Below are 13067 nucleotides of genomic sequence, written 5' to 3' on the forward strand. Positions count from 1 at the left end.
TGCAGGCTTTCAGGCGGGCGCGCCCCAGCGGGCAATGGTGTCGGCCAGCAGTGCCCGCATCCACAGCTGCGCATCGTCGGCACTGCGCCGCTCAATGGCGGCCAGCACCTTGCCATGCATCAGCAAGCCATCGTTGAACTGCCCGGCCTGCTGCGCGTTGACGGTGAGCAAGGACTCCAGCGCCGAGGCCACAATACCGCCCAGCGAGATCAGCAAGGGGTTGCCGGTGGCCTGCAGGATGCTCTGGTGGTAGGCCAGGTCGGCGACCACCCATTCATCAATTGATGTCGCGGCCTCCATCGCCGCAAAGGCCTGCTGCAGCGCCTGCAGTTGCGCATCGGTGTGCATGCGCGCTGCCAGCGACGCGGCCGCCGGCTCCAGAATGCCGCGCATCACCATCAGGTGCCGGCCCAGCGCCTGGTCCACCCCCTGGCTGCAAAGCCAGCCGAGCACATCGGCATCGAACAGGCTCCATTGCTCCTGCGGCCGCACGCGCGTACCGGTGCGGGGCCGCGCCTCCAGCATGCCCTTGGCGCTCAGCGCCTTGATCGCCTCGCGCACCGCAGTACGGCTCACCCCCAGCCGCTCGCACAGCTCCTCCTCATTGGGCAAGGTGGCGCCAGGCCCGTACTCGGGACTGGCAATCAGCCTCCCCAGGCTGTCCATCACCTGGTGGTGCAGACTGCTGCCGGGCTGTGAGGATAAGGACATGGGAATCGGTGGTGGTATAGATTCATTCATCATACAAAACAAAGCAGGTTGAGGCCAGCGCCGTCCAGAAAGGCGCCGCATGACAGCCATCGCATGGGCCGATCATGCCTGCCTTGTGCGCCTGAGGGCGAGACTTGCCTATACCAAGATCGCTCCATGCCGCAACAAAAAAGCCGCCCGGAGGCGGCTGGCATTGGTGGACAGAGCGCTTAACCCCGGCGGCGGCCTGTGCGCGCCATTCCCAACATAGCCATCGCTGCCAACACACCGGAGACCAATAAGATACCCCATTGGCTCAGCGTTGGCACCGGCTTTGGCGCCACCGGTGCAGCCTTTGGCGTGACAGTGACCACGTTCGACTCAGGACCGGTCAGTCCATCGGTATTGGTTGCTGTGGCGGTGCAGTCGTAGCTAGTGCCATTGGTCAGCCCAGTAACCACCAACGGGCTGCTCGCACCACTGGCACTGGCGCCTACTGCATCGCCTTGCGACTCGCAGCTAATGCTGTACTGCTGCAAGGGGGCCGAGCCGGAGTCAGACAGGCTGAGTTCAAATCTGGCTTGGCCGTCTCCAACTGAAGCAGCAGTCAGATTGGGAGCCGCAGGCTGGCCCACATACTGAATATCCGCAGTAAACGCCAAATCGCGGGCTATGTTGCTCCAAGTCCCACTCGTCCAAGCCGACACATTTGTACCATTGTTGGTAAACACAAAACGGCCGCCCGCATAAGAGCCATCGCCTACACTCGCCCAACGGGCGTTGGAGTCGGAACCCGAAGTTTCAGACACACTGGCGAAGAGCACATACTGCTTTCCCGGCTCCAGCGTGATGCTCAACCCAGACACACCGTAGGTTTGAAACTGACTTACGGCTTCTGTCGTTTGTACAGAGCTGGCATACAACTGCCCACCGGTAGCGCGGTCGCTGGTTGGATCCCACTCATAAACATAGAACTTGAATGGGATTTCAGCGCCCTGCGGATTGATACGAACATCAAATGCACGCAGCATCGCCGGAGTTGCGGGAGCGGTGATTGTTTGACCATAGGTTGCCGTGTTTGGCACACCGAAGGAGCTGATAAATCCGATGCCATCCCAGTCTGGAACCGTATCAATGCTCTGCGCACTGGCCATGGAAGTGGCCAACGCGAACGACAAAGCCAGCGGCGTGGCGCGGGCCCAGCCAGAGATGGAGCAAGAAGGCAAAGCAGAGAACCAAGACAACATCAGAAGCAATCAAAATGTGAACAATTGATCATTATGTTACTTTTTGTGTTTTTCTCCTATCCCTGAAACTGGGTAATTGAGCCCTTCCTCCTTACCCGGACTCAACCTAGCTGGGACTTGGATCCTGACTCAAACCCATCAGCCCGCCTGCTGTGCGACCGCCACAGGCCAGTAATAGTTATCCGGCATGGCCCGCGCGCCAAAGATCGCCTGCCCCACGCGCACCACGGTGGCACCTTCCTCCACCGCCATTTCGTAGTCCCCCGACATGCCCATCGACAGCCCATCCAGGCTGATACCAGCCGGCGCGTCCTGCCGCAGCTGATCACGCAAGCCACGCAGGCGCACAAAGCACTGGCGCACCTGCGCGGCCTCGGCAGAAAACAGCGCCAAGGTCATCAGCCCGCGCACACGCAGCGCAGAGAACGCGGGCAGCGCTTTGATGAAAGCAGCAGCTTCCTCAGGCGACAGGCCATACTTGCTCGCCTCGCCCGAGGTGTTGATTTGCACAAAGACATCCAAGCTGCGCCCTTCCGCCTGCAGGCGCCGCTCCAGCGCCTCAGCCACACGCAGGCTGTCCAGCGCCTGGAACTCGGTCGCAAAACGCGCCACCAGCTTGGCCTTGTTGGTTTGCAGGTGGCCGATGACCGACCACTGCAGTTCGGGCAAATCCTGCATTGCCTGCCATTTACCATAGGCCTCTTGCGGCTTGTTCTCACCCAGCATGCGGCAGCCGGCGGCATAGGCCAGGCGCAGGCTGGACTCGGGCTTGGTTTTGCTCACAGGCAACAGGCGCACTGCCGCTGGGTCGCGCCCCACCCGCTGGCAGGCCGCCGCGATACGGGCATGGACGATGGCCAGGTTGTGGCGAACGTCCTCGACGGATTCGGCCTGTGGCCAGCGGCCATGCTGGTCATGCCGGGTCGCGGTGGTCCACTGACTGTGTGCTTTCATGCCGATGCTTTCTCTGGTGCGTAGGTGCGAATCTGCCGGTGCATCAATCGCAGTGCTGCAGTTCGATGATGGCAAAGCCACTGCGCGCGATCTCTTGCTCCACCGCTGGCGCAGCCGCCTGGACATGGCAAAAGCGGCATTCCTGCGCTGTCAACGATTCAGCCGGCAGCCGCTTGGCGGCCAGGTAGCGGCGGCCATGCGCGAGCACGGCATCGATCCCCTTATCGGGCGCCTGGTCGCGCACGAAGATATCGAAATGCATGCTGCGCCCGTCGGGCCGCAGCACATAGGTGTCAAATACAGCGATCTTCATTCAGTACCTCTTGGGCAGCAACAGGTCGATGGGCAGCGCAGATCCATGACTCACTTCAGCGCAACTTTCGGAAAATCCACTGGCACATCCAAGGCAACATTGATGTAGTTGGTGAACAGGTTCAAAGCCACATGCGCGATGATCTCAACGACCTGCTCGTCACCAAAACCGACCTGGCGCAGGCTGGCAATGTCGGCATTGCTGATCTGCGCACGCTGCGCCACCACCTTCAACGCAAACGCCAAGGCGGCTGCGGTTTTGGCATCAACCGATTGGCCAATCTGGGCGGCCGACATATCGGCCAGGCTGGCGCCGGCCTTTTGGCCCAGCACCGTGTGGGCGGCCAGGCAGTATTCGCAGCGGTTGTAGTTGGCAATGGCTACGGCCAGTTGCTCGCCAAGCTGGGCACCAAGGCTGCCCTTGCCCAGCGCGCCAAAGGCGGCCCACATGCTGTGCAGCGCGGCGGGAGAGTTGGCGACCGCCTTGAACATATGGGGCGTGGCACCAAAGGCACTCTGGATCTGGGCCATCACGGCTTGGCTGGCGGCGGGGGTGTTGTCGGTAGAAACGCGGGACATGAAAGACTCCTGAAGGGGTTGAAACGCAGAGCCAGTATGCGTGCCGAAAATGTATAATTTGGACTAATTTATTCACGAATAGTACCAATTCGTACATCATGCAGCCCACAGCCTCTATCGACCGCCTCTCCAGCATCCTGGAGCGCTTTCGCGTCAAGGCGCAGCTGCACCACTCCGGCGCGTTGTGCGGCCTGACCCACTTTGATGCCGGTGACGGCTTTGGTTACCTGCATGTGCTGCGCCGTGGCGAGCTGGAAGTGAGCCACCCCGGCGCCCGCGATGTGCCGCAATCCTTGCGCTTTGAAGAGCCCACCGTGCTGCTCTACCCTGCCCCGTTCACGCACCGCTTTCACAACCCGCCGAAAGAAGGCGCCAACTTCAGCTGCGCGCGCCTCGTGTTTGAAGGCGGATCGGCCAACCCGCTGGCCCGCTCACTGCCACCTTTAATAGCCTTGCCGCTGGCCCAGGTGCCCGGCATGGATATGGCGCTGCAACTGCTGCTGTCCGAAACCGACCAGCTGCGCTGCGGCCAGCGCCTGCTGGTCGATCGCTTGTTTGAAGTCGTCGTAATCCAGCTGCTGCGCTGGCTGCTGGACCACCCGCAGGAGGCCGGCATCCGCCCCGGCCTGGTCAATGGCATGTCCGACCCACGCCTGGCCCGCGCCCTGGTCGCCATGCACGACGCCCCGGGCGAGGCCTGGACCTTGGAGCGCATGGCAGCGCAAGCGGGGATGTCGCGTACCGCCTTTGCCAATACCTTTCGCGATCTGGTGGGGCAAACGCCGGCCGATTATTTGACAGGTTGGCGCGTAGCCCTGGCGCAGAACGGGCTGCGCGAGAGGCGCTCGATCAAGGTGCTGGCGGAGGAGCTGGGGTATGCAAATCCTTCCGCCTTGTCGCGGGCGTTTGCAGGGAAGGTGGGGGTGTCACCGAGGGAGTGGTTGGCGACGCTGGTTCAAGCCCATCCTTAAGCTGCACCTCGGCTCCGCACATTGACGCTCGGAGACACATGTTTTATGGATCTAATGAACCAAGGGCAACTCCATGGAATATTTTCCCACCAACCTTTCACTGTGAAAATCACTAATTTTGGGGATTGCACGTAAAAGAACTCTTATATCAAATGTTATTTTTTATATAAGAGGCTAGACAATGCGCGTTCTTCATACTCTCAGGATCGGTATTCTTTCTGCAGGGCTGGCATCAGCAGGCTTGGCCAATGCTGCCGTAGAGACATTTTTCGGAGAGGATGCTGTTAATGGATCTGCCAGCGCACCCAGACCCCAATCCGATGCCGCGCGGGATGCATTTATTGCGCGACTGAATGGCGCAAATACTGAGAATTTTGATGCGATCAGTGCAGGCACGCCGACACCATTTTCTGTGAACATGGGTGCATCTGGAACCGCAACTCTTTCCGGATCAGCAACGGTTACCAACTTTTTGGGAAATGGCAGATTTGCTACGTCCGGCTCCAACTTTATAGAGACCAGCACCAACTTCACCATTAGCTTCTCATTGCCACAGACCGCTTTTGGATTCTATGCGACAGACATATCCGATTTTGGCGGACAGTTGAGCATCACCTATTCAGATGGCACATCCACTACAGTTGCCGTTCCACACAGCAATCCCGCCGCAGATGGCTCAGTATTTTATTATGGCCTCATAGATATGGACAATCCATTTGTCTCTGTTGTTTTTAATAACAGTAATGCAACGGATGTCTTTGGCTTTGATGATTTAACTGCTGGCACTGCAGCCCAGGTGATTCCGCCGGTTTCTATCGCCACTGCAAGTCTGCCAGCAGGAATGCAGGGCAAAGACTATTTACCATTTACGGTAGAAGCAACTGGCGGACTCGCTCCGTTGACTTGGAGCGCAAACAATCTTCCTGCTGGACTTCTTCTTGACCAGGTAACCGGCGTCTTATCTGGCAAACCTACACAGAGCGGTACATTCACGGTGGATATTTCCGCAACGGATGCCAGTAGCCCCACGTCGCTCAGCGATACCAAGTCGTTCACGATAGAAATCACAGCGGTGCAAGCAACTGCAGCTCCCACACCGGTGCCAACCCTCGGTATCTGGGCTACCGTTGCTCTTTCGTCCCTGCTTGCGCTCTTTGGTTGGACGCGCCGCCGTCAGTATTAATCTGGCTGAGAATGCGCCCGCAGATGCCCTGGCTACTGGCCTTGCTACCCAGCTGCAACTGACAGACCTAGATGCCTGAAGGGCGCAAAAAAGCCCGCTATACAGCGGGCTCAGCATGGAATGCCTTCAAGCTAGTTCTGGCTACTTTCTAGAGCCAGCTCACTCCCACTCAATCGTCGCAGGCGGCTTGCTAGACACATCATAAGTAACGCGATTGATCCCGCGCACTTCATTAATCACCCGATTCGACACCCGCTTGAGCAGTCCATAAGGCAGCTCAGCCCAGTCAGCGGTCATGAAGTCGCTGGTCTGCACCGCGCGCAGCGCCACGACGTAGTCGTAGGTGCGGCCGTCGCCCATGACGCCCACGCTCTTGACGGGCAGGAAAACGGTGAAGGCCTGGCTGGTCAGGTCGTACCAGGTCTTGCCGGTGGCGTCGTCCACCCAGTTGTTCAGCTCTTCGATAAAGATCGCGTCAGCGCGGCGCAGCAGATCGGCGTATTCCTTTTTCACTTCACCCAGGATGCGCACCCCCAGGCCTGGGCCGGGGAAGGGGTGGCGGTAGACCATGCCGCGCGGCAGGCCCAGGGCGACGCCCAGCTCGCGCACTTCGTCCTTGAACAGGTCGCGCAGCGGCTCGAGCAGCTTGAGGCCCAGCTGCTCTGGCAGGCCGCCCACGTTGTGGTGGCTCTTGATGGTGACGGCCTTCTTGCTCTTGGCGCCGCCCGATTCGATCACGTCGGGGTAGATGGTGCCCTGGGCCAGGAAGGTCGCGCCCTTGTGACCGCCGTCGCCTGCTTTGAGCTTGGCGGCCTCGGCCTTGAACACGTCGACGAACAGGCCGCCGATGATCTTGCGCTTGGCTTCTGGCTCGCTCACGCCAGCGAGTTTGCCCAGGAACAGGTCGGAGGCATCCACACGGATGACCTTGGCGTGGAGCTTGCCTTCGAACATCTCCATGACCATGTCGCCTTCGTTGAGGCGCAGCAGGCCGTGGTCGACAAACACGCAGGTCAGCTGGTCACCAATGGCGCGGTGGATCAGCGCGGCAGCGACGGACGAATCCACACCGCCGGACAGGCCCAGGATCACCTCTTCGTCACCGACTTGCTCGCGGATCTTGGCAACGGCCTCTTCGATGTAGTCGCCCATGATCCAGTCGGCCTGGGTGGCGCAGATGTCGAGCACAAAGCGGTTGAGCAAGGCCTGGCCTTGCACGGTGTGCGTCACCTCGGGGTGGAACTGCACCGCGTAGTAGCGGCGGGCTTCATCGGCCATGCCGGCGATCGGGCAGGATGGCGTCGATGCCATGACCTTGAAGCCTGGTGGCAGCGCGGTGACCTTGTCGCCGTGGCTCATCCAGACCTTGAGCATGCCGTAGCCTTCGGGGGTGACGAAGTCTTCGATGCCCTTGAGCAGTTCGGTGTGGCCATGGGCGCGCACTTCGGCGTAGCCAAACTCGCGGCTGTTGGAGCCTTCGACCTTGCCGCCCAGCTGGGTGGCCATGGTCTGCATGCCGTAGCAGATGCCCAGCACGGGAATGCCCAGCTCGAACACGGCATCTGGCGCGCGGTCGTCCACTTCGTAGACGCTGGCATGGCTGCCGGACAGGATCACGCCCTTGAGCTTGCCGTCAGCGGCAAACTCGCGCACCCAGTCGCTGCTCACATCGCAGGGATGCACTTCGCAGTAGACATGGGCTTCGCGCACGCGGCGGGCGATCAGTTGGGTGACTTGGGAGCCAAAGTCAAGGATGAGGATCTTGTCGTGTTGCATAGCAGGATCGTTGGGTTTGGATGGAGGAAAAACGGGGTGGATGGGTCAAAAATCGTCGGCGGCCAGCACGGTGATACCGCATTGGCGGGCGGCTGCCACCTGCGCGGCATCAAAACTGGCCAGCGGCAAGCGCAGCGACTGCGCCAGCCACAGATAGGCGGCATCGTAGACCGGCAGGCCGGTGGCCAGCGCCACATCCAGCACGGCCTTGTGCTGGGCGGGCGCCAGGTCATGGAGCTCCACCCGGTGGCGTATCGCATCGAGCACGCCCCAGAGGCCTTCGACACTGCCCAGCGGGATACGGCCGCTGTTGGCGCCGGTGGCCACCAGGTTGCTGCATTCCCAAAACCACAGGTTGGGCGCTTGCGGGTCCACCTCATGGCGGCGAATGCGGGCATAGAGGCGCTGGGTATGGCTGCTCGCCGCTTCGGGCAGCAGCCAGGCGGCGGTGACCGAGGCATCGAGCACAAAGGCGCTGAAGGCGGCACTCATGCGGCACTCCTGCCGCTGCGGCGCAGTTGGGGGACTGCATCCGCATCAGAGGCGGGCGCAATGCTGGCCTGCAAAGCCTCGATCTGCGCCAGCTCACGGGCAATCTGCTCGTCGGTGATCACCGGCTTGCGCCGCATCGGCAGCATGCGCACCACTTCTTTGCCGTGGCGCGTGATGCGCACTTCCTCGCCCTGCTCGACCAACTCGACCAGGGCAGAAAAACGGGTTTTGGCTTCGTAGATACCGACGCTGTGCATGGGAATGGGTGACAAAAAAACTGGCCTGAACATCAATTCAGACCAGATTCTATCATTCAGACCAGTTTTATGCCAACAGACCAGAATTGAAGGGGTTTTGGTTGTGGCTGCTTGTGGTGCAACAGCGCCTGATGGGCTGTTGTCACAAGAGAGAGGAGCGCCGCGTCAGTGCAAGGTAGTGAGGTATACGCTGTCAAAGGTACAGGGTACGTGGTTCCGGGCTGATGGGTAAGCCGTGTATTGAGCACGTTTGCGCTGCCCTCCGCGCATCCAGATGGGACCCAGAATATTTTCAACCCCCTGGCTCCCGGCCGGGGTCTTTGCACTCGCCCGTGGCGCTCCAAAAACTAGACAGTCATCTCCTGCTGGGTCAGTGAAAACCTATGCCGCCACATCAACCTGCCAATTGGCCGATTGCAGCACCACATTGGTCTCGCGGATGCGGCGCGACAGGTCATCGGCCTGCTTTTGCAAGCTGGCCACGTTGATCTGCGGCAGCCATTTGATCTCGCGCTGGCTGTAGCGGTCCACGTCCTTGTGCGTGGCGGCGATGGTGGCGACCAGCAGCGAATGCTGGGCGACCAGGGTATCGCGCTCGGCCAGGATATCGGCCAGCAGACGGCCATCGGCCAAGCGGGCCGTCTCGTTGGCGGTGTTGATAGCGCGTACCAGCTGCTGCTGCGCGAGCAAGGTCGAGGTGGCCTCGGCCAGCAGGTCTTCGACCCGCTCCTTGGGCTGCTCGCCCTCTTGCACGATGGCATTGCGCGCAATGCGCTCACGCAGCGAGAGCAGCTTTTTCTTGTGGTCGGCACGGAGCAACAAGGCTTCGGCAAGCTTCATCGGCATTCCTTCAAAGGGGTTCCAAAAAAATGGCTGCCAGCGGCAGCCATTCTCAGGACCATCAGTCAGCGCGGTAGTTCGGCGCTTCCTTGGTGATCTGCACATCGTGCACGTGCGACTCACGGATACCGGCTGCGGTGATTTCCACAAACTCGGCCTTCTCGTTCATCTCGGCAATCGATGCGCAACCGCAGTAGCCCATCGATGCGCGCACGCCGCCGGCCATTTGGTAGACGATGGCAACCATCGAGCCCTTGTAGGGCACGCGGCCTTCAATGCCTTCGGGCACCAGCTTGTCGGCATTGGGGTTGCCGGTGCTCGATTCCTGGAAGTAGCGGTCGGCCGAGCCTTGCTGCATCGCGCCGATCGAGCCCATGCCACGGTAGCTCTTGTACGAGCGGCCTTGGTAGAGGATCACTTCACCGGGTGCTTCTTCGGTACCCGCAAACATGCCGCCCATCATGATGGTCGATGCACCAGCGGCCAGGGCCTTGGAGATATCGCCCGAGAAGCGAATACCGCCGTCAGCGATCAAGGGCACGCCGGTGCCTTGCAGCGCCTGGGCCACGCTGTCGACAGCCATGATCTGGGGCACGCCCACACCGGCCACGATACGGGTGGTGCAGATGGAGCCGGGGCCGATACCGACCTTGACCGCATCAGCGCCGGCCTCGACCAGCGCCAGCGCCGCAGCGCCGGTGGCGATGTTGCCGCCGATCACATCGACCTGGGGGTAGTTCTGCTTGACCCAGCGCACGCGCTCGATCACGCCACGGCTGTGGCCGTGGGCGGTGTCCACCACGAGGGCGTCCACACCAGCCTTGACCAGCAGGTCCACACGCTCTTCGGTGCCAGCGCCAACGCCCACGGCTGCAGCCACGCGCAGACGGCCAGCACGGTCGCGTGCGGCATTGGGGAAGGTGGTTTGCTTGGTGATGTCCTTGACGGTAATCAGGCCCTTGAGTTCAAACGCATCGTTCACCACCAGAATGCGCTCGAGCTTGTGCTTGTTGAGCAAAGCCTTGGCAGCAGCTGGCGTGGTGTCGTCCTTTTCATTGACGGTCACCAGCTTGTCGCGCGGCGTCATGATGTCGCGCGCTTTGACGTCGTAGCGGGTCTCAAAGCGCAGATCGCGGCTGGTCACAATGCCAACCACCTTGCCGCCGTCGCAGACCGGGAAGCCGGAGATGCCCCGCTCGTCGGACAGCTGCATGATCTGCAGCACGGTGTGCTCAGGCGTGATCACCACCGGGTCGTGCACGACGCCCGATTCATGGCGCTTGACCTTGGAGACCTCGGCAGCTTGCTGCTCGGCGGTCATGTTCTTGTGGATCACACCAATACCGCCCTCTTGGGCGATGGCAATCGCCAGTCTGGCTTCCGTCACCGTGTCCATGGCGGCAGACACCAGGGGCAGGTTCAGGCGGATATTGCGGGAGAATTGGGTGGCGAGAGAGACGTCCTTGGGCAGGACTTGGGAGTATGCGGGCACCAGCAACACATCGTCGAAGGTGAGCGCTTTTCCGATCAGGCGCATTGTGAAGGCTCCAAAAGAAAGATTCTACCGTCTTTTGTAAGCAGCTTGCAGGGCCGCCGTATGACAGCCCCACAACTCCAGGTTGTTATCTCTAACCAACAACTTTGTCTGGCGTTGACAATCGGCAAGCTACACTCGCCTTCTATGAAACTCATCAAGCTGCTCCTGCTCACGGTAGCCATTGGCATTGGCGCGCCCGCCATGGCCCAATGGCAGTGGATCGACAAAGATGGCCGCAAGGTCTTCAGCGACCGACCACCCGGGCTGGACGTGCCAGAGAAAAACATCGTCAAGCGCCCCAAGGGCTATGGCTCGCTCAAGGGCGTGCAGTCCTCGGGCACGGGCCCAGCGCTGCGCGAGGTCGCCCCTGCGCCCCAGGAAGGCGAGTCTGGCGATGGTGCAGCAGCCCCCGCCCCCGCTGCTGGGGCCGCCCCGGCTGGCGGCGCAGCCGCTGTCAAGGCCGCTACCGGCAAGGACAAGGAGCTTGAAGCCAAGAAGGCAGCTGATGCCAAAGCCAAGGCCGATGCTGAAGCCGCTGAAAAAGCCAAGCAAGCAGCAGCCAAGGCCGACAACTGCAAACGCGCCCAGCAGGCCAAGGCGATGTATGACACTGGCAAGGCCGTGCGCGCGCCCAATGAAAAGGGCGAGATGGTGTTCCAGAGCGCCGAGCAGCGCGCCGCCGAGATCAAGCGCACCGATGAGGTGATCTTCAACAACTGCTGATCACCCTTGCCCCACGCCAAAAAGCCAAGCAGACGCTTGGCTTTTTTTATGCGGCGATGGCCGCGCAATGGCTGTGAACCCTTTCTTTAGGCGCCGTAGCCGGCTTTGGACTGCGTCCTGCGCCTGGCAAACAGGCCGGTGCCGCGGGCGCCCTGCTTGGCAAAGCGCTCACGGCGCGCTTTCTTGGGGTCGACCTTGAGGGCTTCGTACAGCTCCACCCGATCCCCATCGGCCAGCAGCTGGCTGCGGGGCCGCACCCTGCCCCAGATGCCTGCATCCTGCGCATCGGCAAACACCTGGCCGGTTTGCTGGCCAGCCGCTGCCAGGGCCTGGGCCAGGCTGGCACCGGCGGCCAGCTGCAGCTGCACCGTCTGGGGCTGGCCGTTCTGGGCCCAGACCACCTCGATCTGCATCAGCGCGGCGCCCGCTGCGGTATCAGCCATAGATCTTCTCGGCCCGCTGGATAAAGGCATCCATCATCGTGCCGGCGATCTTGTCAAAAATGGGGCCGACCACGGCGGCCAGGGCCATGCTGTCAAAGCCATAGCTCAGGCTCAGCGACACCTTGCAGGCGCGCTGGCTGCCATCGCCCACCGGCTCAAAGCGCCAGTCGCCTTGCAGCTGCGAGAACGGCCCCTTGACCAGGGCCATCTGCAGCCGCTTGCCCGGCTCATAGGTGTTGCGGGTGACAAAGGATTTTTTGATGCCCGCCAACGCAATGCCGACCTCGGCCGTCACGCCATCGGCGTGCTGCTCGAGCACGCGCGCATGGTCACACCAGGGCAGAAAATCGGGATAGCGCGGCACATCAGCCACGAGATCGAACATCTCCTGGGGGCTGTACCAGATCAGGACGGACTTGTTGACAGTTTTCATGCAGACAGGAGAGAGGGCCGCAGCAGCAAACCGGCTGCGGCCCGAAACATTCATAAAATCATAGACCAGAACAAAAAGCGCAGCCCCCAGCAGCCCTATGGACTTGGGAAAGCCGTTTTGCCCCTAATATTGCAATTATGTCGAAGACGAACAACACCAACAGCCGCATAGCCGATAACAAGAAGGCTGCATTCAACTATTTCTTTGAGGAACGCTTCGAAGCGGGCATGGTGCTGCACGGCTGGGAGGTCAAGGCGCTGCGCGAGGGCAAGGCCCAGCTCACCGATGGTTATGTGCTGGTCAAGAACGGCGAGCTCTTTCTGATGGGCTGCCAGATCAACCCGCTCAAGACCGCCTCCACCCATGTCAGCCCCGATGCCGCACGCATCAAGAAGCTCTTGATGAAGAAGGACGAGATCAAGCGCCTGATCGGCAAGGTCGAGCAAAAGGGCTATACCCTCGTCCCCATCAACCTGCACTGGAAAAACGGCCTGGCCAAATGCGATATTGCGCTGGCCAAGGGCAAGGCCGAGCACGACAAGCGCGATGTGATCAAGGACCGCGAAGGCAAGCGCGAGGTCGAGCGCGCGATGAAGGTGCATAACCGCTGATAGACCAGATGCTCCAATG

16 protein-coding genes are annotated in these 13067 nt (G+C 61.0%); 4 read left to right on the forward strand and 12 right to left on the reverse strand.

The genetic code is table 11. From position 1 onward, the window contains the following. Positions 1-9 precede the first annotated feature (9 nt). The 5 genes from WH303_RS11545 to WH303_RS11565 all read right to left on the reverse strand — a co-directional run bounded on the left by WH303_RS11545 (position 10) and on the right by WH303_RS11565 (position 3782). Complete coding sequence (locus tag WH303_RS11545; protein ID WP_021027241.1) at positions 10-711, reverse strand: FadR/GntR family transcriptional regulator; 702 nt, start codon at positions 709-711, stop codon at positions 10-12. A gap of 209 nt (positions 712-920) precedes the next feature. Then, positions 921-1937, reverse strand: coding sequence for an IPTL-CTERM sorting domain-containing protein (locus tag WH303_RS11550; RefSeq protein ID WP_339518601.1), 1017 nt, complete (start codon positions 1935-1937; stop codon positions 921-923). Positions 1938-2075: 138 nt separating this feature from the next. Next, complete coding sequence (locus WH303_RS11555) at positions 2076-2891, reverse strand: YggS family pyridoxal phosphate-dependent enzyme (RefSeq protein ID WP_339518602.1); 816 nt, start codon at positions 2889-2891, stop codon at positions 2076-2078. A 43-nt stretch (positions 2892-2934) separates the two neighbouring features. Then, a complete protein-coding gene (locus WH303_RS11560) occupies positions 2935-3204 on the reverse strand; it encodes a DUF2024 family protein (RefSeq protein WP_339518604.1) in 270 nt (89 codons plus the stop codon). A gap of 50 nt (positions 3205-3254) precedes the next feature. Next, the gene (locus WH303_RS11565; RefSeq protein ID WP_339518605.1) at positions 3255-3782 is read right to left on the reverse strand and encodes a carboxymuconolactone decarboxylase family protein; all 528 of its coding nucleotides are present in this window, start codon (positions 3780-3782) and stop codon (positions 3255-3257) included. 98 nt (positions 3783-3880) lie between these two features. Between WH303_RS11565 and WH303_RS11570 the strand changes: the two genes are divergently transcribed. After that, the gene (locus WH303_RS11570) at positions 3881-4753 is read left to right on the forward strand and encodes an AraC family transcriptional regulator (RefSeq protein ID WP_339518607.1); all 873 of its coding nucleotides are present in this window, start codon (positions 3881-3883) and stop codon (positions 4751-4753) included. Between the two features lie 181 nt (positions 4754-4934). Further along, positions 4935-5936, forward strand: a complete 1002-nt coding sequence (locus WH303_RS11575; protein ID WP_339518608.1) for an IPTL-CTERM sorting domain-containing protein — start codon at positions 4935-4937, stop codon at positions 5934-5936. Between the two features lie 159 nt (positions 5937-6095). Here WH303_RS11575 and guaA read toward each other — a convergent pair whose 3' ends face one another. From guaA to guaB, 5 genes are all read right to left on the reverse strand, one after another. Next, a complete protein-coding gene (gene guaA, locus WH303_RS11580; protein ID WP_339518609.1) occupies positions 6096-7712 on the reverse strand; it encodes a glutamine-hydrolyzing GMP synthase in 1617 nt (538 codons plus the stop codon). A 45-nt stretch (positions 7713-7757) separates the two neighbouring features. Then, complete coding sequence (locus tag WH303_RS11585) at positions 7758-8204, reverse strand: type II toxin-antitoxin system VapC family toxin (protein WP_021027255.1); 447 nt, start codon at positions 8202-8204, stop codon at positions 7758-7760. Next, positions 8201-8461 (reverse strand): type II toxin-antitoxin system Phd/YefM family antitoxin, encoded by a 261-nt coding sequence (locus WH303_RS11590; protein WP_116924086.1) that lies wholly within the window; start codon positions 8459-8461, stop codon positions 8201-8203. Before WH303_RS11590 ends, WH303_RS11585 begins: the two co-directional genes overlap by 4 nt. Before the next feature lie 381 nt (positions 8462-8842). Continuing rightward, the gene (locus WH303_RS11595; protein ID WP_239811727.1) at positions 8843-9301 is read right to left on the reverse strand and encodes a DIP1984 family protein; all 459 of its coding nucleotides are present in this window, start codon (positions 9299-9301) and stop codon (positions 8843-8845) included. 61 nt (positions 9302-9362) lie between these two features. Next, entirely contained in the window at positions 9363-10838 is a 1476-nt protein-coding gene (guaB, locus tag WH303_RS11600) for an IMP dehydrogenase (RefSeq protein ID WP_133858778.1), read from the reverse strand. Positions 10839-10982: 144 nt separating this feature from the next. On the opposite strand from guaB, the gene WH303_RS11605 reads away from it, so the two are divergent. Next, on the forward strand, positions 10983-11561 hold the full coding sequence (locus tag WH303_RS11605) for a DUF4124 domain-containing protein (protein WP_339518619.1): 579 nt from the start codon (positions 10983-10985) through the stop codon (positions 11559-11561). 86 nt (positions 11562-11647) lie between these two features. On the opposite strand, the gene WH303_RS11610 is transcribed toward WH303_RS11605, so the two are convergent. Together WH303_RS11610 and WH303_RS11615 are read right to left on the reverse strand one after the other, a co-directional pair. Then, on the reverse strand, positions 11648-12004 hold the full coding sequence (locus WH303_RS11610; protein WP_339518621.1) for an RnfH family protein: 357 nt from the start codon (positions 12002-12004) through the stop codon (positions 11648-11650). After that, positions 11997-12437 (reverse strand): type II toxin-antitoxin system RatA family toxin, encoded by a 441-nt coding sequence (locus tag WH303_RS11615; RefSeq protein ID WP_339518623.1) that lies wholly within the window; start codon positions 12435-12437, stop codon positions 11997-11999. Before WH303_RS11615 ends, WH303_RS11610 begins: the two co-directional genes overlap by 8 nt. 137 nt (positions 12438-12574) lie before the next feature. On the opposite strand from WH303_RS11615, the gene smpB reads away from it, so the two are divergent. Continuing rightward, positions 12575-13048 (forward strand): SsrA-binding protein SmpB, encoded by a 474-nt coding sequence (gene smpB, locus WH303_RS11620; RefSeq protein WP_021027262.1) that lies wholly within the window; start codon positions 12575-12577, stop codon positions 13046-13048. The last annotated feature ends 19 nt before the right edge of the window (positions 13049-13067 follow it).

The sequence above is a fragment of the Comamonas sp. MYb69 genome (assembly GCF_037479315.1).
GTDB lineage: Bacteria > Pseudomonadota > Gammaproteobacteria > Burkholderiales > Burkholderiaceae_C > Comamonas.